The 18,580-nt window shown below is 63.9% G+C and carries 17 protein-coding genes; 3 read left to right on the forward strand and 14 right to left on the reverse strand.

Annotated elements, in window-relative coordinates:
• Positions 1 to 103 precede the first annotated feature (103 nt).
• Together AC3FOF_RS29620 and AC3FOF_RS29625 are read right to left on the reverse strand one after the other, a co-directional pair.
• Positions 104 to 1,453 carry a sigma-54-dependent transcriptional regulator gene (locus AC3FOF_RS29620; protein WP_017230130.1) on the reverse strand — a complete coding sequence of 450 codons (1,350 nt, stop codon included), beginning with the start codon at positions 1,451 to 1,453 and terminating at the stop codon, positions 104 to 106.
• Entirely contained in the window at positions 1,438 to 2,580 is a 1,143-nt protein-coding gene (locus AC3FOF_RS29625) for a sensor histidine kinase (RefSeq protein ID WP_276266187.1), read from the reverse strand. The genes AC3FOF_RS29620 and AC3FOF_RS29625 overlap by 16 nt, the downstream gene beginning before the upstream one ends.
• Before the next feature lie 914 nt (positions 2,581 to 3,494).
• Between AC3FOF_RS29625 and AC3FOF_RS29630 the strand changes: the two genes are divergently transcribed.
• Complete coding sequence (locus tag AC3FOF_RS29630; RefSeq protein ID WP_488728621.1) at positions 3,495 to 4,628, forward strand: GGDEF domain-containing protein; 1,134 nt, start codon at positions 3,495 to 3,497, stop codon at positions 4,626 to 4,628.
• 13 nt (positions 4,629 to 4,641) lie between these two features.
• Here the strand turns inward: AC3FOF_RS29630 and AC3FOF_RS29635 are convergent, their stop codons facing one another.
• Positions 4,642 to 5,013 carry a DUF2834 domain-containing protein gene (locus tag AC3FOF_RS29635; RefSeq protein WP_017230133.1) on the reverse strand — a complete coding sequence of 124 codons (372 nt, stop codon included), beginning with the start codon at positions 5,011 to 5,013 and terminating at the stop codon, positions 4,642 to 4,644.
• Positions 5,014 to 5,289: 276 nt separating this feature from the next.
• On the opposite strand from AC3FOF_RS29635, the gene AC3FOF_RS29640 reads away from it, so the two are divergent.
• Positions 5,290 to 5,778 (forward strand): hypothetical protein, encoded by a 489-nt coding sequence (locus AC3FOF_RS29640; protein ID WP_488728671.1) that lies wholly within the window; start codon positions 5,290 to 5,292, stop codon positions 5,776 to 5,778.
• Between the two features lie 81 nt (positions 5,779 to 5,859).
• Here AC3FOF_RS29640 and AC3FOF_RS29645 read toward each other — a convergent pair whose 3' ends face one another.
• The 5 genes from AC3FOF_RS29645 to AC3FOF_RS29665 all read right to left on the reverse strand — a co-directional run bounded on the left by AC3FOF_RS29645 (position 5,860) and on the right by AC3FOF_RS29665 (position 9,859).
• A complete protein-coding gene (locus AC3FOF_RS29645; RefSeq protein WP_017230134.1) occupies positions 5,860 to 6,327 on the reverse strand; it encodes a MaoC family dehydratase in 468 nt (155 codons plus the stop codon).
• Between the two features lie 12 nt (positions 6,328 to 6,339).
• Positions 6,340 to 6,714: a PaaI family thioesterase gene (locus AC3FOF_RS29650; protein WP_017230135.1), complete on the reverse strand. Its 375-nt coding sequence runs from the start codon at positions 6,712 to 6,714 to the stop codon at positions 6,340 to 6,342.
• A gap of 176 nt (positions 6,715 to 6,890) precedes the next feature.
• Complete coding sequence (locus tag AC3FOF_RS29655; protein WP_488728622.1) at positions 6,891 to 8,090, reverse strand: 4Fe-4S cluster-binding domain-containing protein; 1,200 nt, start codon at positions 8,088 to 8,090, stop codon at positions 6,891 to 6,893.
• A complete protein-coding gene (locus AC3FOF_RS29660; protein WP_017230138.1) occupies positions 8,090 to 8,848 on the reverse strand; it encodes a Phenylacetic acid catabolic protein in 759 nt (252 codons plus the stop codon). Before AC3FOF_RS29660 ends, AC3FOF_RS29655 begins: the two co-directional genes overlap by 1 nt.
• 102 nt (positions 8,849 to 8,950) lie before the next feature.
• Positions 8,951 to 9,859, reverse strand: a complete 909-nt coding sequence (locus AC3FOF_RS29665) for a helix-turn-helix domain-containing protein (RefSeq protein ID WP_017230139.1) — start codon at positions 9,857 to 9,859, stop codon at positions 8,951 to 8,953.
• A gap of 713 nt (positions 9,860 to 10,572) precedes the next feature.
• Between AC3FOF_RS29665 and AC3FOF_RS29670 the strand changes: the two genes are divergently transcribed.
• Entirely contained in the window at positions 10,573 to 11,586 is a 1,014-nt protein-coding gene (locus AC3FOF_RS29670) for an SGNH/GDSL hydrolase family protein (protein ID WP_488728623.1), read from the forward strand.
• A 312-nt stretch (positions 11,587 to 11,898) separates the two neighbouring features.
• Here AC3FOF_RS29670 and AC3FOF_RS29675 read toward each other — a convergent pair whose 3' ends face one another.
• From AC3FOF_RS29675 to AC3FOF_RS29700, 6 genes are all read right to left on the reverse strand, one after another.
• Positions 11,899 to 13,146: an enolase C-terminal domain-like protein gene (locus AC3FOF_RS29675; RefSeq protein WP_488728624.1), complete on the reverse strand. Its 1,248-nt coding sequence runs from the start codon at positions 13,144 to 13,146 to the stop codon at positions 11,899 to 11,901.
• Between the two features lie 35 nt (positions 13,147 to 13,181).
• Complete coding sequence (locus tag AC3FOF_RS29680) at positions 13,182 to 14,147, reverse strand: tripartite tricarboxylate transporter substrate binding protein (protein ID WP_488728625.1); 966 nt, start codon at positions 14,145 to 14,147, stop codon at positions 13,182 to 13,184.
• Positions 14,148 to 14,219: 72 nt separating this feature from the next.
• Positions 14,220 to 14,987: an SDR family oxidoreductase gene (locus AC3FOF_RS29685; protein ID WP_488728626.1), complete on the reverse strand. Its 768-nt coding sequence runs from the start codon at positions 14,985 to 14,987 to the stop codon at positions 14,220 to 14,222.
• Positions 14,988 to 15,121: 134 nt separating this feature from the next.
• The gene (locus AC3FOF_RS29690; protein ID WP_488728627.1) at positions 15,122 to 16,168 is read right to left on the reverse strand and encodes a porin; all 1,047 of its coding nucleotides are present in this window, start codon (positions 16,166 to 16,168) and stop codon (positions 15,122 to 15,124) included.
• 308 nt (positions 16,169 to 16,476) lie between these two features.
• Positions 16,477 to 17,532, reverse strand: a complete 1,056-nt coding sequence (locus tag AC3FOF_RS29695) for an L-idonate 5-dehydrogenase (protein ID WP_488728628.1) — start codon at positions 17,530 to 17,532, stop codon at positions 16,477 to 16,479.
• Between the two features lie 42 nt (positions 17,533 to 17,574).
• Positions 17,575 to 18,561 carry a 2-hydroxyacid dehydrogenase gene (locus AC3FOF_RS29700; protein WP_488728629.1) on the reverse strand — a complete coding sequence of 329 codons (987 nt, stop codon included), beginning with the start codon at positions 18,559 to 18,561 and terminating at the stop codon, positions 17,575 to 17,577.
• Positions 18,562 to 18,580: the final 19 nt, after the last annotated feature.

The following is an 18,580-nucleotide window of genomic DNA, read 5'->3' on the forward strand; positions in this document are numbered from 1 at the left end:
TTCCCATGAAATCAATGAATTGCATGCATCGGACGTCGTGCACCGTCCGCTCCAGTGACGCCAGGGTGTCACGGAATCGGACACCGGCTTCCGTGCGTCAGCTTCAGTCCAAGTCGAACTCGGCCAGCTTGCGGTAGAGCTGCTGGCGAGACAGCCCCAGGCGCCTTGCCGCCTCCGCGCGGTTGCCGGCCGTCGCTGCCAGAGCGCGCACGATCATTTCGCGTTCCACGCGGGCGACGGCCAGCTCCATAGGGCCGTCCCAGTCAATGTCCAGACCCGGGGCAGGCGCAGCTGGCGTCTGCAACCCGATGTGTTCGACATCGATGACGGTTCCGTGGCTGAGGATGGCCGCGCGTTCCATGGCATTGCGCAGTTCGCGCACGTTGCCGGGCCAGGGGTGGGCCAGCAGCAGCCGGGCCGCCGCCGCGCTCAGCCGCTTGGGCGAGTCACCGCCCAGCAGGCGCAGAAAATGTTCGGCCAGCAGCAGCACGTCGCCCAGGCGCTCACGCAGCGGCGGCAGCCACAGCGGCACCACCTGCAGGCGGTACCACAGGTCTTCCCGGAAGCGCCCCTCCTTGACCGCGGCGGGCAGGTCCCGGTGCGTGGCCGCGACAATGCGCACGTCCACGGGCTGGACGCGGTTGGCGCCGACGGGGGTGATCTCGCGTTCCTGCAGCACCCGCAGGATCTTCGCCTGCGTGGACAGCGGCATGTCGCCTATCTCATCGAGGAACAGGGTGCCGCCATCGGCCTCGCGAAAGCGCCCGATGCGCTCGCTGACGGCACCGGTGAACGCGCCTTTGACGTGACCGAACAGCTCGCTCTCCATCAGTTCGGCCGGAATCGCGGCGCAGTTCACCGCGACGAAGGGCCCGGCGGCTCTGCCGCTGTTGCGATGCAGGGCACGCGCGACCAACTCCTTGCCCGTGCCCGTTTCGCCGAGCACCAACACCGTGGCATCGCTGCCCGCTGCCAGACCGATGCGCTTGAAGACCTGGCGCATGGCCTCGCTGCTGCTGACCAGTTCGGTGCCATCCACGGGCTCTCTTGCGGCAGGCGGCGCTCCGGCCGCCTGATCCCGATCCGGGGTATCGGCTTCTCGCCGCAAGGCCCGCTCGAGCGTTTCGACCAGGGCGGCCCTGGCCACGGGCTTGGTCAGATGGTCGAACGCGCCCAGGCGCATCGCCTCGATGGTGTTGCCGCCGCTCGCATAGGCGGTGAGCATGATGCAGGGCACCTGCGAGATGCGCGCCGCACGGCGCAGGAACGCCAGGCCATCCTCTCCCGGCAGCCGCAGGTCGACGATGGCGGCATCCACGTCCTCGGTGCGCAGCCTGTGCAGGCCCGCATCGGTGGCTTCGGCCTGCAGCACCGCGTGGCCCAGGTCCTGCAGCATTTCTGCAAGGCTGCCGCGGAACGCGGCGTCATCGTCGACGATCAGGATGCGGGCCATGGCAGCTCCATCTCTATGCGCGTTCCCTTGGCCGACTCGGCGAGATAGGCCCGCCCACCATGGCCCTGCACGATCTCGCGCACCAGCGCCAGTCCCAGGCCGGTGCCTCCAGCGCGGGTGGTGGCGAAAGGCTCGAACAGCGTATCGCGCAAGTCGGCCGGAATGCCGGAACCATCATCCGCCACCCACAGCAGCAGTGCACCGCGGCGCATGCGGCGCGCACCAAGCTCGATCTGCCCGCTCTCTCCCGTGTGCGCCATTGCATTGAGCAGCAGGTTGTCAAAGACCCGCGCCATCTGCGCCGGGTCGAACAGCGCAACCCCCCTCGCGCTGGCGGCCAGTTCCGGCTCAACCGCCAGTGTGATTCGTACGCCATTTTTTTGCGCGGCTTCGGCGTGGGCATTGCGCCGCTCCTCCAGCCATCCCAGCAGGTCGACTGCTTGGCGCTCGGCGCGGAATGGTTGCGTCAACGCCAGCAGGCTCGACACCAGCGTTTCCAGGCGCGCCGTTTGCGACAGCACGGCTTCCAGTGCGCCAGCCACACGGGCTTCGCGCAGGTCCGCCGGCGCAACCATCGCGTTCTCCACCTTCATGCGCATCGTCCCCAAAGGGTTGCGGATCTCGTGCGCGAGCCCGGCGGAAACGCGCCCCAGCGTGGCCAGGCGTTCGGACTGGGCCAATTGCTCTCGCAGATGGACCGACTGGCGCTGCCAGCGTGAAATCATCCAGCCCAGCCATGCGCCGGAGACCACGACCAGCGCCAGCAGCAGACTCACCGCGAGGATCAAGGTGTTGACCGTTTCCGCGGCCAACAGCGGTACGCGCAACAGGGTCCAGGCGATCAGGCGCCGGTCATCGGTCTGCACGGGGCAAGCGGCGAAAGCCACGGCTCCGCGCAACCCCGGCCGGACGTCGGTCACGAGGCCTGCGGAATCCTGCGCGCGCTGGGCCGTGGAGGCAATGCGTTCCAACTCGGCACTCGGTACATCGCGCTTGATTCCGGTGCCATCGTAGGTCGGGAAAGCGTAGGCCACCACGCCCGCGTCCGCGCGCCAGAAGCCGCCCTCCATGCCCGGCTGGTCGCGCAGCACCAGATCGAGCACCGCCTGTGCGGCTGCGGGTGCCATGGATTGGTGCCGATCGTCCGCGGACGGGAGTTGCTGGCGAACGCGTGCCGCACCCGCTTGCAGCGCTTGGCAGCTGGTCGAGGCGAGTTGGCGCGCATGCGCAATCTGGGGGCCGGCGCCTTGGCGGCTGAGTATCAGCAGCAGCCACCCCAGCACGAGAGCGACCGCGGCAATGGCAAGCCACAGGATCAGTAGATCACGTCGAACGGATGGTTGCAGCGACAGGGCAGGTTTCCTTTGATGTGTGAGGCACAGATTGGTCAATCGGTGCGCGTTCCGATGGCAACCATCACCTTGCCAGAAGGACATTGCCGTGCAAGGAAACGGTCGGGTGGCCAGCCGTTTCATGACCAAGCGGCTGCACGGCGCTGCGCTTGCTTGTCGAGGTACTCAAGTGCCTCGCTTGCACAACCATCGCAAGGACTTCGTCAAGCGCGCTGAGGATGAAAAGAGACCGACGGCTGACTGAGTGACAATGCCGGCCATTTTAAACGATCAATCCATTTCAAGTACGTTGTTGCGGGCACAACCTGGTTAGGGAAGGTCGCCTCGTTGCCGTTGCGCCCACTGTTGACGTCGTTGGGTGTGCGCACTGGCATCCCCTCGCCGACCCGAACCATCTCCCTGTCGTTGCCTCCTGCGTCCAGGAGTTGACGACCAAGGATGAGTATCAGTGTCGCATCGACGACGCGAGAGTTTACGCCCACGGACGCTGGCCGGAGTTTTTGTTGCAACCAGGTCTCGATCACCGGCGGATGAGATCATCTTCGATGCCGAGGTAGGCATCGCTAACCGGATTGGCTGCGAGCCACCGGGCATGCGAGATTTGGGCTGGGGCCAATCTTAATCGCGCCAGTCATCTTTTTGGAATATGCTTCTTCGATAATTCGTATATTGGGAACCGAAGTGGCTGTATGTACCTGACTTTCGATCTAGGCACCATTATTCTTCTGCACAGTACCTCGTTGATTGCAGGCGCCGCAGCGATCTTGCATAGCCGCAGGCGTTCGTCCCGGCCCATGGGTTTAGGTCGTCTCGCCGTTGCGTTTATTGCTTTGGCAATCGGTGCAGCGCTGGCTGCGTTTGGGGAGCGAGCCGCCTTACCGTCTTGGCTGTGGACGCATTTGAGCCTTCTTTTGGGGATGGTCGCCTATCCGCTGCTCTGGGACGGCATGCGGCGCTTAAGTGGTCGCCGCCGGAGCCTTTACTGGATTCTCATACTGGTGCCCGTGGGATGGTTCGTCATTGGCATAGAGTCGGATTTCCCCCTTGTCAATGCTCAGCGGGCGAGCGTCTTTCACTTGACCGCGGTGATATCCCTGGCGGCTTCGGCAGTCGAGATATGGCTGGACCGACATAGAGAGCTACTGCCTGCGCGTCGCCCGTTGGCTGCGTGTCTCCTGGCGAGTGCGCTGATCTATGCTGTGCGCCTCGTTTGCATCGTTCTTGATATTCCATCGGAACTTGACTTTGCGACTGCTTTTTTTCTTCAGATTTTCTTCAACTTCTGGATTGCGCTGCTGGTTGTGACGCTCGTCAGGGAGCGGCGCGAGGCGGGTCTTCAGCTTGCGGCGGATACCGATGCGCTGACCGGCATCGGCAACCGCCGATGGTTCCTCGGGCGCCTTCCCGCAGCGCCGCTCGCAAACAGCGCTCTCGCGATCCTGGATGTGGACCACTTCAAGCAGATCAACGACAGATTTGGACATCCCGTGGGGGACCACGTGCTGGCGTCGGTTGCTAGAGCTGTCCGAGATGGGCTGCGGGAGGGGGACGTCCTTGCGCGATACGGCGGCGAGGAGTTCGTGCTCTTTCTTCCAAACGTCGGCGAGCAAGATGCCAGAGCGGTCGCTGAACGGCTTCGCCATCGAATCGAAGCAATGTCCGTTGCGATCGACGGCGTGCGCATTGGCGTTACCGCGAGCATTGGTGTGGCCTGGAGCGACCGGAAGGGCGGGGCGTGGGATGCCTGGATACAGACAGCGGACAGTGCGTGTTATGCGGCGAAGGCCAGCGGGCGCAACCTTGTGAAGACGAGCGTCGTGTAAAACCCGCCACCACTTATCCATCGTTCCTGTAGGACGCCGCATCGGCAGTCCGCTGGGCCGCTGCGGACCTCCGGCTTGCGACATGCAGATGGCGAACGAAGAGGAACAATGGTAGTGCCACCGACACACCGACGAGCAGCCCCAGCAGGCACAGCGGACCACTTCTGATTGCCAGGCGACGCGACTCTGACAGCGTAAAGACGATTGTGACGATCCCGGATACCAGTACATCCATCGCGAAGAACCTGCCAATGGCATTGGCGAAGAGTTCCGCCAGGAACAGGCGAACATCCAGGCCGTTCTCAAGCAGGAAGGGCATGAAGAAGTAAAGGGGTAGCGCGGCCCCAAGTACGGTCAGAATGAGATAGGCAGTTCGTGTTTCCATATCGTTTTCCTTTAGGCTGGTGTGCAGCAACGCTGGCCACGGAACAGGATCCGCTCGGGCAGGCTTCAGCCGGTTTGGGACCGCCAAACGCACGCATACCAACGCCATCGCTGTATTGGAGCGAAAGGGCCGTCCGGCCCGGACTACCGATGCGAGCCGATGGCATAGGCAAGCGCCGATCTGGTCACCCGAACCAACCTGCTCGCTCGGTGGGAGTCTTCGCCATCGTCTGGCTGGTTTGGAAAGATCGCTGCATGCGGCAACATCGATAGAGACGTGCAGATTCAGGCCCCCGTGGAATGGGGAAGCCCGATTCTAGCTGGTTCAATCGCTGTTGAGACCTCCCAATATTTGGAGTCAGAGCAAGGGCGAAGGCCCCTCGCCGGTCACAGGGAAACGGACAACGTCACGCTGACTATCGGCAAGCTTTCGGTCGTCGATATCTTTGACACGAATTCCTACGCGCACGATCCACGCTCGGACTTCCTGATATGGGGAGCTACGCGGATGCCGTCAGTCTGGCCAGGCAAAGCCTGCCGCACCGTTCTGTCACTGGTCCATGTACGCGACGATCAAGGCAAGCCGAGCGCCGTGGAGGCTGGCAGCTTCCCTGTCACCAACGCCAAGGAGAGCCTCGAAGCCCTTGATACCGCTGTCGCCGCCTTTGCGTCGGGTACCGGACCGTGGTCAACCATGGCGGTCGAAACCGAGACCGCGCCAGGTTGCGGCTCTTTGCCGTCGCCCACCGGCGGTGGCGAGCGGTAGATGGGCGGTGTGCGTCCACCACCGGTCCGTGCCTTTCGTGCGCTTCGCCCCGGCCGGAGCGGACTCCTGCGCCGGCGGCGCTCAGAGCTTGTCCATCAACAGGACCAGCCCCATCCCCTTGATGGCAACGCCCTTGCCGTGGCGGACTTCGCCCTCGAGATGCGCCAGGGTGCCTTTCATCTTCTCGCTCGGTGTCAGGGCCGATACGGTCCAGTGCATGCGCAGCGTGTCCCCAGCGCGGATGGCAGACAGGAAGGAGAAGGAGAAGTCGACGCCGACCATCGGCGTGATCTCTGAAAAGTGCGTCGCCACCATCGAGGTGAACAGGCTCATGATGTGCGGGCCGGCTGCAATGATCGAGCCGAACCGCGTCGTCCTGGCATAGTCCTCATCGTGGTGCAGAGGATTGAAGTCTTCGCAGAGTCCGGCGAACTTGGCAATGTCTTCGCGCGTCACCAACAGATCGCGGTGAAATGTATGCCCTGGGGCAATGACAGTGTTTCCGAATTGCACGGCAACCTCATCGAGAATGTAGTCTGAAACCAGCATCGTTGTTCTCCCCTACCTGAGCAGGCCGTCTGGGCTGTGCCAGATGCCGTCCTCGCGCCCGCCCCGCTCGCGTTCCCTGTCGCTTTCGTCGGCCCGGCTGACGATCCCGATCCCTCTTGCCACCAGGCGCCCCCGTGCGTCGAGGATGCCGGCCTCCGCGTATACCATGCCCCGCGTCCTGCGCGTCGCATGGCAGTCGACCGAGAAGGCGCCGAATCGCAGCGGCGCCAGGAAGTGGACCGAGAGGTCTACCGTTCCGCACTTCCGGCCCTTGAAGTGGACGATGCCGACGATGGACATCGCGCAGTCCATCAGCGCGGCGATCGTCGCGCCGTTGATGGCGCCGGTGCCGAGCCCGCCTTGATGGAACAGCGCGGGCCTGGCCACGGAGAGCCGCGCCCGGTAGGCATCGCGCAGGCAGACCGTTGCACCGAGGTGCTGGATGATGGCGCCTTCATTGAAGGTCCGCTGCCACTTTTCCCTTTCTGCCGGTACCGCCGGGAAGCGGATGGCGGGGCCGGGCGGCGGGCGCTCCTCGCCGCCGTCGTGGTCCGGGGCTTCGCCTAGGCCGCTACCGCGCTGTGCCGTGGCGCCGCCGCGGCAGCTGCTTGCGTTGGCCGCTGCAGCCTCGCGCCGTCCTTCTTGCTCCAGTGGAACGGGGTCCAGATGAACTGGCTCCAGTAGCTCTCTGCCACTTCGATCCATGTTTGCAAATTCTCCTTCGATTGCAGGCTCTTTTCCAGCGAGACCACCTGCCAGCTATAGACCGCCTGGCTGTCGCGACAGCCGTCGCAGTGCCCCGAGGTACAGCAGACCTCCAGCGTTTCGAGGTCCGGCTTGTAGGTATTGAAGAAGGGGAGCACCGCGTTCCCGTTGCGGACCCGCTCGCTGTTCGCAGCGTGGTCGCTGCTCACGCTCGGACAGGTCTGGCCCGAGAATTCGCCGCACCACGCCTTTCCGGTCAGCACGCCGGCGATATGCTCGGGATGGCTCAGGATGGTGTCCTGATAGCGCTGCTTCACTTCCATCACTTCATCCAGCAGCCGGCGCTGGTTAGCGGCCCGCAAGGGGTGGCTGGTGTTGTATTCGCTGTAGAAGTTGATGGTCACGCGGTTTCCGTTCTCGTGGATGCGCCGCACGGTCTCCCGCACATAGGGAACGCTGCGTTCGGTGACAGCGAACACGAAGGTGGGCCGCGGGTCGTAGCGATAATTGCGCAAGGCCTGGTCGAACAGGCCCGTGAAGCGCCTGCCGCCGGGCTTGATGGCGCGCAGCTCGTCATCCAGCGGTCCGCCGCCGAACACGGAAACCAGCATGCCCACGTTGCGAAAGCGCTCGTCGTTAGGCAGCGCCTTGTATCCGTTGGTCGAGATGGTGACGTACCGCATCCGCTTCACGAAGGCCTCGATGCGATCGAGGAAGAGCGTCGGCTCGCCTCCGATCAGCAAGGCGGCATTGACGCGCTTTTGCCGCTGCGCATCGATGAAGTCTTCCCACGCGGCGAGGCTCTTGGCTTCCGTCGAGGCCTTGTCATGGCCGAAGGCGAAGAACCAGCAGCCGTCGCAGCGGATATTGCAGGCATTGGTGAGGTGGTATTCCGAGATCCTGACGCCGCTGCCGAAGGCCCTGACGGCCTTGAACCGGTTTTCCAGCGCGGGGTCACCTTCCAGCAGCGTCTCCAGGCGTTGCGCCAGCCATTGCTTGCGCTCCAGCCGGGCCGTGCGCGCCGCCGCGCCGCTCTTGTCCGCGGGATCCGCCGGCATCACAGATATCTCCGGTTGACCAGGTCGTCCGGCACGGCCAAGCCGAGCGACTGCAGGCGGGGCCGGGTCTTGCGGATGAAGCGGTCGCGCAGTTCCGCATTGGTGGTCTGGCGCAGCCCCCACTCCACGTAGAGGGGAGTGCGCACCGAATCGGTCTTGCCGCAGAGATCGAGCACGATGGGCCAGAAGCGGTTCAAGGCCTCCTGCGCCGCGGCGCGGCCCGCCGGCGCTTCGCAAGCCTGCTTGACGATGCGATAGCCGTGCGCGACGTGGATGTGCTCGTCCTTGATGATCTGGTCGATGAATATCTTGGCGAACGGCTGGTAGCTGGACTCGGCGAACTCCAGCAGGTGGTCGAGCACCACCGCCTCCCCAAGGAAGGAGAAGATGCCGCGTTCCATCCAGGTCTCGACCCCGCGCACCAGCTCGTTCGGGTAGAGCGGGCGCTCCATCATGTCCTGCCCGAGCATATGGCTGGTGTCGATGCCCAGTTCCTGCAGCACGGCGGCGCCGAGCATGTAGTGGTTCATCTCCTCGGCGGCCCGCTCGCAGCAGACGAACTTCTCGAGCGCCGTCGGCGCAAGCGGGTAGAAGATGCGCGTGTAGTCATCGGCGCCGGTCAACTCTCCTTCAGTGTGGACCAGCATCAGATGCGTGGCAAGCGCCTGGTACTCGTTGGGCATCTGGTGGAAGGCCTCGGCCGATTGCACCGAGTGCCGCGCTGCACGGACCTTGATCGTCTCTGCTGTGCCTGTCATTGCCACCTCCTGTCTCCTAAGCTGGTGTATGGAGCGAATAGAATGCAGAAGCAGTCTAGATGAGACGCCGGATCAGGCAGATGTCATATCTTGCTGAAAGACTCAAATCTTGCGAATGATTTTTCCGCCGCGCCGGAAGGCGGCCGGGGTGATGCCGGTGGACTTGCGGAATTGCCTTGTAAACGTGTATTGACAGACGAAGCCCACTGCCAGCGCGATCTCCACCAGCGGCAGTTCTGAGAACGCCAGCAGGTGCTCGGCCCGCGCGATTTTTTTCGCCAGGACGTGCTGATAGGGCGTGCGTTGAGCCGCGGCCTTGAAGGCCCGGCTGAAGTGGAACACGCTGAGTCCCGCCACTTCGGCCAGGTCTTGCAGCGTAATCTGGGCGTCGATGTTCGCCTCGATATACTCGTCGACCCTGCGCAGGCGATGCGCCGCCAGGGTCTCGACCGGCAGGCGCGGGCGCGATGCGGGCAGCTGCCGGGAGACGAGATAGAGCGCAAGCGACTGGGCGGTGATGTCGGCGAAGAGCTGGCCGCAAGGGTTGCCCCGCGCCAGTTCCTGGGCAATCTGGTGTCCCGTCGCCAGCAACAGGCTGTCGGCGCACAGCGCCGGCGCCGGCACGCCCTGGAAGCCGGGCATGCCCAGTTCCGCGCAGACTGAGTCGACGACCGAGCGGCCGACGGTGATCATGTACAGGCTGCCGAGCTTGTGAGGATAGCGGGTCTCGTGTGGGCAGCCATGCGGGACGAAGGCGGTGAACCCGTGCCGCTGCGTTTCCGGGTACCACCTGCCATCCAGGCGGCGCTCGGCGCGCGTGCCGGGATCGAGCTTGACCATGAAGTAGTGGTTCTCGACAACATGCTCGACCGTCGAGAAGGCAGCCTCGCCGCTGCGCAACTCGAAGGACAGCCCATCCCATCTGCTGTGCTCGCTCGACTGGAGCGCAGGCGCCCCGAACAATTGACGGACATCGGCGGCGTTAGCGTAGTCGAACACCGGCAGGTTCATCGATCGGCCCTCGCGGCAGTATTTCGATTGGCACAAGAATGCGCGGACTCGGGACATCGGCATATGCATCGTCGGCATCGATATGCTGCGCCCAGGGCCATGCTGCCTTGTCCGCAGCGGTCGGCGGCGGCATGGTCAGCGAATTGTTCCATACAATTCATTTGCGTTCAAATGTCTTGTCGGCCGCCGCCCCGCTTTGGCGCGGTCTCCTGAGCGCTGGACTTCAAGGTGGATCGAAGGTGCCCGGAAGGCGCGCTCGCGATCGGCACCGCTGATCGCATCGAGCCAGGCTGGCCCTGGGCGAGGGGCGGTCACATCATCGGGTAAACCTCGAACGGCATTCGCATACAGGTGGCACAGCTTGCCCGGAGCTTCAATTCCCGGGTGTGTTCGCCGGTGGCTTGCCAGGGCAGCTTGGCGACGGCCACCAGTAAGGCGCGCACGGGCCTGATGGCGTCGATCAGCCGCTGCCTGATCGCAGACGACCGGCTCGGTGTGCGCTGAGTGCGCTTGGCGGCCACCAACTGGGCCAGATGCGAGCGCAGTTCGGCATCTGCTACGCTGCCGCGCCCTAAGCTAGGCGGATCAGCGCAACTACAATGAAAATTGGCGAGTGTCCTGAGTCCGGTCCCAGAGTTGCAAGGCGATATGCAGGCTGGCGATAAGCTCGCCGCATGCGGGCATCTGCCCGGCCGACCAACGGTGGAGGCGCTATGCAAGGAAGCAATGACAAGGTACGTGTTGCAATTTTTGCCATGGTGATTTCACTGCTTACCGCATGCGGTGGGGGTGGAGGCGGCTCGGGTGGCGCGGCCGCCCCATCGGGCGGCATTCACCTGCAAGTCGTCTCGTTCGGCGACAGTCTGTCGGACGTTGGGACTTTTGCGCCGATCGCTAGCGCAGTCGGCGGGGGGCGTTTCACGACCAATCCGGGGCAGGTGTGGACTCAGGATGTTGCGCAATACTACGGTGATACGCTCACCGCTGCGTTTACGATCGATGTCACTCATGCGTTGAGTGCGCAAGGCGGCCTCGGCTATGCGGAGGGCGGCGCCACGGTGGCAACGCCGGCAAACCTGTACGATTTTCTTGCGGACGTGATCGGCAACGTCGAAATGCCCGTCAACCAGCAGGTTTCGAGCCATTTGGCCGCTCACGGGAGCTTCAACTCCAATCAACTGGTGCTGGTCTTTGCTGGCTCGAACGACGTGCTTCGCGCCGGGGCGCTGCCGGCCGCGGCACAGACCGTGCAGACAGCGGCAACCACCCTGGCTCAAGTTGTCGCACAGATCGTCCAGAACGGCGCCACGCATGTCGTGGTGGTCAATGTTCCAAATATCGGACTATCGCCCAAAGGCTTCGCCTCGCCCGACGGCGGGGCAAACCTGACGCAACTATCGCAAATGTTCAACGATAGCTTGAACGCTGCCTTGCAGGCCGATGGCCTGCAAGGCAAGGTCATCCAGATCGATTCTTTTACATGGGAGAACCAGATCATCGCGAACTTTCAGGCCAATGGCTTCGTCGTGTCAAACACCGGCGTCGCCTGCGACCCTGTGAAGACGCCCAAGGACACGGCCTTGCTGTGCTCACCGGCTACCTACGTGACGGCCAATGCCGACCAGACATACATGTTCGCCGACGAGCTTCATCCGACGACGCGTCTGCATGCACTGTTCGCCCAGTTCGTGGAGCAGCAGATCGCAAGGAGCGGTCTTGGTCACTGAGCCTGGGAACAGGATGACTCACCAACAGAATCGTCGGGTTCTCACACGTTCGGTCCGACCTCGTCTTGCTATCGCGTCGAGCATGGCGAACGGGTCACGCTGGCCGGCGCGAACAGTTCAGGAAGACCAGATGCTGGATGATCCCAAAGGTGCGGCTCGCTATTGCCTGGTCGCGCCCCTGTCTGATCTGTTCGGTCGCCTTCCGCCGTGTGTACACGTCCATGGGCTGCAGCTTGCCGTTGCCGGCCACCAGCTTCTACGAGCCGAACCTGAAAAGTGAACTCGTAAGGCTCCGGTCTCATTGCGGCCGCATCAAGGTGTCTGCAACGTGCCATCCGCCAACCGCGTTTGCGTCCATGTCGTGACGTTGTGTTCGCAGGGATACCTGGCGGCCTCGACCTCGTCGAGATCGACACCCAGGCCCGGCTTGTCGTTCGCATACACGTAGCCCTGGCGGAATTCCGGCAGTCCCGGGAACACATCGAGCAGCGCCTCCTTCGGTCCTTTGATCTCCTGAATGACGAAGTTCGGCGGCTCCGTCCCCGACCATTCCTGCACGCCGAAGTTGCGTGCGGCCAGGTCGATATGGATGTTCGCCGCATGCGCCAAGGGCGACATGTCGCCAGGGCCGTGCCAGGCGGTACGCACGCCGTACTGCTCGGCGAAGAGCTGCAGCTTGCGGCCAGGGGTAATGCCGCCGACCTGGCTCAGATGGACGCGAATGAAGTCGATCAGCCGCTCCGCGATCAACGAGCGCCATTCGAAGGGATGGTTGAAGAGCTCACCCTGCGCCAGCGGCGTGGTCGTCTTGGCGCGCAGTTGACGCAACCATTCCCCCTCCTCCAACGGCATCGCGTCCTCGAGGAAGAACAGCGCATAGGGCTCGAGCTCGCGGGCGAAGCGGATGGCATCGACCGGCTTCAACCGCTCGTGGACGTCATGGCACAGTTCAATGTCGAAGCCCAGGCGGCTGCGCAGCTCGTCGAACATCTTGAGCGTCTCGCGCATGTACTTGCGGCTGTCCAGATAGATCCCGTCCGGTGCGCCCCGGGGCGCCGAGGCCGGCGCCGGCCCGAAACCGCCGCCACCATAGCCCCCGCTCTGGCAGCGGATGTGGGTAATACCTTGCTCTCGATAGCGTTGGATGTTGTCGCTCAGCTCCTCGACATCCCTGCCATCCGCATGGCGATAGATGGGGACACCCTCGCGGCACTTGCCGCCGAACAGTTGGTACAGCGGCAGGTTGGCGAGCTTGCCCTTGATGTCCCACAGCGCCATATCCACACCGGACATGGCGTTGTTCTCGATCGGGCCATTGCGCCAATAGGCATTCTGGTGCACGAGCTGCCAGATCTCCTCTATGGCACTCGCGTCGCGTCCTACCAGGAGAGGCTTGAGATAATCTTCGACCACGCACTTCACGGCCAGTTGCCGATAGGAAAAGGTGGCGCAGCCCAGCCCGTACAGGCCAGGTTGGTTGGTGTCGATGCGCACCACCATCAGGTTGATGCCCTCGGGGGCGGTCAGAATGGTGCGGACGTCAGTGATCAGAATAGTCATGGAGTGCGCTTGGATAGGCTTGGAGAAACGGAGGGTTACTTCTGCAGGTTCATCTTGGCCAGCAGTCTCTTGAAGTTGGCCGAGGCCTCGTTCATGAAGCGCTGGAAAGATTCGCCGTCAAGATAGGCGGGCTGCAGGTTGGCGCGCGCCATGGCGTCCCGGAAGGCCGGGTCTTCGGCAGTCTTCCGGGCCACCTCACGCAGGTAGTGCACCGCCTCGGGCGGCGTCCCCAGCGGAGCGCCCAGACCGCGCCAGGTGCCCATCACCAGGTCGACGCCCTTTTCCTTGAAGGTCGGTACCTTGTCGTACGGCGGCGGCAAGTGGTGGTCGGCCATGGACACCAGCACGCGGACTTTGCCGGCGGCGACATGCTGGCCGATCTCGGCCGGGCTGACGGTGATCGCGTCCACATGGCCGCCAATCAGTGCGAGCACGCTGGGTGCCGCACCCTGGAAAGGCACGTGGTTGAAGCGCGTACCCGTCTTCTCCTCCACTGCCGCGGCCGCCAGATGCCAGATGGTGCCGCTGCCGGCATTGCCCATCGCCACGCTGCCGGGCTGATTGCGCGCCTGGGCCAGAAGGTCATCGATGGATCGCCAGGGCGAGTCGGCGCGTACCGCGATCAGGCCGGGATCGCCGTTGAGCCGAGCGATGGGAACGAAGTCGGCGGCCGTGACCTTGGTCATGCCCAGATGCGGCAGGATGGTCAGTTCGGCAATCAGCACGCCGATCTTGTAGCCGTCCGGTTGGGCACGCTGGACCTCGGTCATGCCGATGCCTCCGCCCGCGCCCGGCTTGTTGCTGATGACGAAGGGCTGGGAAGCGTACTTCTTCGCGGTGTCGGCAAACACGCGCGCCATCACGTCGGTGCCACCGCCGGCGGTCGAGGGCACCACAATCTCGACAGGGCGTTGCGGGTAGTCGGCTGCGAGGCCCAGGCCGGGGGCCACAAGGGATATGGCCAGAGCCAGGGCAGGCAGGAAGCGGCGCAGGCAATTCATGGTTGTCTCCTGTAGTCGGATTCGAACGGGATATCGGGAAAAGAACATCGGCCGGAGGCGGGCGAGGCGGCGTCAGAGCACCGACAACCAGCCGCCGTCCACGTAGATGATCTGGCCGTTGATGTAATCCGACGCGGCAGACGACAGGAACACCGCGGTTCCGATCAACTCCTCCGGCTTTCCCCAGCGCTTGGCCGGATTGCTGCTCTTTACCCAGGCATCGAACTCGGCGTTCTCGATCAGCGCCGTGTTCATGTCGGTCAGGATGTAGCCGGGGCCAATGGAGTTGACCTGGATGTCGAACTGCGCCCACTCGGCAGCCATGGCGCGCGAGAGCATCTTGATCCCGCCTTTGGCCGCGGTGTACGGCGCCACGGTGGCGCGTGCCGCTTCGCTGGTCAGCGAACCGATATTGATGATCTTGCCGCCGCGGCCACGCGCAATCATGCGCCTGGCGGCTTCCTTGCCGACGATGAATGCACTGGTCAGGTTTGTATCGATCACGCGCTGCCAGTCCTTCAGTTCCAGTTCGACCATCGGCATGCGGTACTGGATGCCGGCGTTGTTGATGAGGATGTCGACTTCCACGCCATCCCGATCCAGCGCGGCAAAGGCAGCGGCCACGGCCGCCTCGTCGGTCACATCGAACGCCGAGCAGCGGGCGTTGTGGCCCATTGCCTGCAGCTTTGCCACGGCCTCGTTCGCCTGCTCGGCGCTCCGGTCGTTGATCACCACGGCGGCCCCGGCATCGGCCAGCCCTTGCGCATAAGCAAAACCCAGGCCGCGGCCGGATCCGGTCACCAGTGCGGTACGGCCGGTCAGATCGAATAATGTTGACATCGTGTGCTCCGTGTATGGAAATGATTGGCCTTCGCATGCCAGCGAGATCGGCTAGACCGAAGACTGAGAGATCCGCTCGGCCTGATCCGATCCGCGCTGGAACGTGGCATCAGTGTATTGTTGGGAGAGCGGCGTCAGAACTTGTGGCGCAGCCCCGCCATCACGCCGAGCCGGCTGCCATGGCCGTAGAACGGGGTGACAAAGTTGGGCTGGCTGGCCAGCGTGCGCCAGGCGCCCGACATGCCCGTATAGTCGCTCTCCAGATAGACATCCGTGCGCTTGCTGAATGCATAGGCAAGGATGGCTCCGCCGGTGATGCGATTGCCGGAATCCCCGTTGTGCTTCAGACGGTCGTAGATGGCCAGGCCGGTCAGCGTCCATGCCCCGCCAAAAGCATAGGTCGCACCGGCAGAGAAGGAATGACTGCGGTAGTCGGCGGTGCCGACGTTGCTGTCCGTATAGCCCAGGAAGAATTTCGCGGGGCCTGCGCTATAGGTGCCACCCAGGCTCCAGACCTTCTGGTTGCTGTTCGGCACCGAAACACCGAAGAAGCTGGCCGTGTCTCGCATGACCTGGTAGCCGCCGCCGATCATGAACGGGCCGGACGCGTAGCTGAGGCTGGCGCCTGTCGACGAGGATCGGGCAATGCTCCCGGCCACCTCCCCGAAGGCGTGCTGAGCGGCAACGCTGAATCCGCCAAAGATGGCCGAGTACTTCAGCATATTGTCCTGGCGAGCGCCGCCCGTATAGTTGCCCCCCTGGTACCCGAGCGTCGCCAGATTGGGCAGCCCCAACGCGTTGTAGTTGCCCATGACCTCGTGAATTACCGTGTATTGCCGTCCCAGCGAAACGGTACCGAAGTCGCCTTGCAGACCGAGGAATGCCCGGCGTCCGAAGAGCCGATTGCCTTGCTGACTCTGACCTGTGTCGGGGGCAAAGCCGGATTCGAGCACGAAGATCGCCTGGTAGTTGTTGCCAAGCTCCTCCTTGCCGAGCAGCCCCCATCGGCTGCCCGTCTGCGCACCATCGCTCATCTGCAGCTTGCCGTTGCCGGCCGCATTCTCATTCGTGCTGTAACGGATGCTGGTGTCGACCAGGCCAAATAGCGTGACCCCCGACTGTGCAAACGCCGGTAGACTGGCACCGCCCAGGGCGAGCAGCGAGAGCAGTTTCTGTTTCATAGAGTTCTCCTGTCGTGTTTTTATGCATTGCTGGTGCCGGCAAAACCAAACAAGCCCGTCTCGAGGACGTGCGCCCCCCTCCCCGCGCCGGCCCGGCAGGGGAACTTGCGAACTATCCAGGGAACCAACCCGCCCCGACTCCCTGCCTGGTGCAGGCGGGAGCGCGCCTCGTTCATCGCGAGTGATGGGCGGCAGGAGTCGATATTTATTCTGAAGGGAGAGCCGTCATCTCACATGACCTCGGGCTGGCTTCGATGCCTTGGTATCGGCGCATGTATCGATCAACAATATCCGGGGCGCGCTCCATCTCAGGCCTCGGCACCGAAGTCGATCAGCACCTTCATCGCCTGCTTGCGGTCGCTGGCAAATTCGAAGGCCTCGACGGCGCGATCCATGGGGAATGCGCACGTGACGACCGGCGTCAGATCGACCCGCTTGTCGTTGATGAGCTGCATGGCCAGGGCGAACTCCGCATGGAAGCGGAAGGAGCCGGTAATCGCCAATTCCTTGGCCACAATCAGGTTCTGCGGCACGCTCACGTCACCGCCCAGGCCGAGTTGCACCACCACACCGCGCGGGCGCATCGTCTCCAATCCGCTGCGCAGCGCGCGCTCGTTCCCGGAGCATTCGATCATGACGTCGATCTGCCCCTTGTCGGCTGCATAGCGCTGCACCCAGCCGGGATCCGTAGCCACGTTGATCGTCCTGTCGGCCCCCATGGCCTTGACTACCACGAGCGGCTCATCAACGACATCGGTCGCAATGATCTCGGCTGCGCCATGCAGTCGTGCGGCCGCGACCACCATCGCGCCGATGGGACCGCAACCCGACACCAGCACGCGCTTGCCGAGCAGCGAACCCGCACGCGAGACGGCATGCAACCCGACGGAGAAGGGTTCGGCGAGCGACGCGGTTGACATCGGGATCCCGGGAGCGACCTTGACGCACTGCATGGCGCCGCACACCAGCAAGTTGCGGAACGCGCCCTGGATGTGGGGCGTGCGCATGGCGCTGCCGAAATAGCGCATGTCCAGGCACTGGTTGGGCAGCCCCTCCAGGCAGTAGCGGCAGTGGCCGCAAGGCAGGCTCGGGTTGACCGCGACGCGCTCGCCCACCTGCACCGCGGTTACATCCGGCGCCACGGCGGCGACGGTGCCCGCCACTTCATGTCCCAGGGCCATCGGCTCCTGGATACGAATGGCGCCAAAGCCGCCCTGGTGAAAGTAATGCAGGTCGGAGCCGCAGATGCCGCCCATCCCGACCCGCACCAGTACCTGGCCGGGCCCGAGATCTCCCACCTCCCGTTTGTCCAGTCGCAGGTCCTTGGGGGCGTGCAGCACCAGGGCAAGATAGCGTTCGGTCATTTCATCGACTCCTTGGAATGCGTTGAAGCCTGGGGCACCGGGTCAGTTCGACACGGGCCACAGCACGTTGACGAGGTTTTGGCCGCCGAGCCAGCGGCGAATGTTGTCGGAAATGGTTTCCTGCCGGCGCCGCACGGTGCCGGCGGTCCATCCCGACATGTGCGGGGTCATCACGACATTCGGCAACGACGCGAAGTCGAAATGGGACGGCGCACACTCGGGCCGGTCCGGCGTCGGATAGCGGTACCAGGTGTCGATGATGGCGCCGCCGATGCGGTGGCTCGCCAGGGCGTCGAAAAGCGCCCGTTCATCCATCACCGCACCACGGCCGACGTTCATGATGACGGCATCGGGCCGCATGGCAGCAAACGCCTCGCCACTGACGATGCCTGTCGTCTGCGCCGTCAGGGGCAACGAGACCACGATGGCATCGGCCGATGCCATGAAGGCCGGCAGCTGGTCCAGCCCGAAGCACTGATCGACCCGCGCATCGGTGACCGGGCTTCGATTGGCCACCGTGACTCGCATGCCGAATGCCTTGACGCGTGGCAGGATGGCCTGGGCGATGTGGCCGAAGCCGAGCAGGCCGATGGTCTGGTCGCCCAGCTCGGTGCGCAGCGCGGTGGGACGGCCGGCCCAGTAGGTCCACCGCTGGCGCCGCAGGTCCGCATCGGCTTGGGCGAAGGGAACATGGCGCTGCAGCAGCGCCGCCATCACGTACTCGGCGATCGCATGCTCGTGCCCGAAGCAGTTGCACAGGACAGCACCGGACGGCAGCAACGCCGTGTCGATCGCGTCGGTGCCCGCGGCCGGCGCATGGAACAGCCTCACTTGCCTTGGGGAGGGCAAGGTCTCGTTCAGCTTGATGCCAACAATGACGTCGGCGGTTTCATAGTGCTCGCGCTCCCCCGGACCCATCAGGGTGTCGCTGAGGTCGACGATCCGGTGCCGGCGATCGACCATCGTGTCGAAGCCCTTGCGGAAGTTGGCGGCATTTTCGCCGTGAAAGGCGATCTTGATTGTCTTCATGGTGTCACTCGGTTCGGGG

Source organism: Cupriavidus sp. 96C5-1, assembly GCF_057798855.1.

Excerpts from the sequence above, each read along its gene's own strand:
- AC3FOF_RS29620 (WP_017230130.1), bottom strand. The coding sequence starts at position 1,453 with ATGGCCCGCATCCTGATCGTCGACGATGACGCCGCGTTCCGCGGCAGC.
- AC3FOF_RS29625 (WP_276266187.1), bottom strand. The coding sequence starts at position 2,580 with ATGGCACCCGCAGCCGCACAGGCGGTGCTCGATCTGGTGCTGCGCGAC.
- AC3FOF_RS29630 (WP_488728621.1), top strand. The coding sequence starts at position 3,495 with ATGTACCTGACTTTCGATCTAGGCACCATTATTCTTCTGCACAGTACC.
- AC3FOF_RS29635 (WP_017230133.1), bottom strand. The coding sequence starts at position 5,013 with ATGGAAACACGAACTGCCTATCTCATTCTGACCGTACTTGGGGCCGCG.
- AC3FOF_RS29645 (WP_017230134.1), bottom strand. The coding sequence starts at position 6,327 with ATGCTGGTTTCAGACTACATTCTCGATGAGGTTGCCGTGCAATTCGGA.
- AC3FOF_RS29655 (WP_488728622.1), bottom strand. The coding sequence starts at position 8,090 with ATGCCGGCGGATCCCGCGGACAAGAGCGGCGCGGCGGCGCGCACGGCC.
- AC3FOF_RS29660 (WP_017230138.1), bottom strand. The coding sequence starts at position 8,848 with ATGACAGGCACAGCAGAGACGATCAAGGTCCGTGCAGCGCGGCACTCG.
- AC3FOF_RS29665 (WP_017230139.1), bottom strand. The coding sequence starts at position 9,859 with ATGAACCTGCCGGTGTTCGACTACGCTAACGCCGCCGATGTCCGTCAA.
- AC3FOF_RS29670 (WP_488728623.1), top strand. The coding sequence starts at position 10,573 with ATGCAAGGAAGCAATGACAAGGTACGTGTTGCAATTTTTGCCATGGTG.
- AC3FOF_RS29675 (WP_488728624.1), bottom strand. The coding sequence starts at position 13,146 with ATGACTATTCTGATCACTGACGTCCGCACCATTCTGACCGCCCCCGAG.
- AC3FOF_RS29680 (WP_488728625.1), bottom strand. The coding sequence starts at position 14,147 with ATGAATTGCCTGCGCCGCTTCCTGCCTGCCCTGGCTCTGGCCATATCC.
- AC3FOF_RS29685 (WP_488728626.1), bottom strand. The coding sequence starts at position 14,987 with ATGTCAACATTATTCGATCTGACCGGCCGTACCGCACTGGTGACCGGA.
- AC3FOF_RS29690 (WP_488728627.1), bottom strand. The coding sequence starts at position 16,168 with ATGAAACAGAAACTGCTCTCGCTGCTCGCCCTGGGCGGTGCCAGTCTA.
- AC3FOF_RS29695 (WP_488728628.1), bottom strand. The coding sequence starts at position 17,532 with ATGACCGAACGCTATCTTGCCCTGGTGCTGCACGCCCCCAAGGACCTG.
- AC3FOF_RS29700 (WP_488728629.1), bottom strand. The coding sequence starts at position 18,561 with ATGAAGACAATCAAGATCGCCTTTCACGGCGAAAATGCCGCCAACTTC.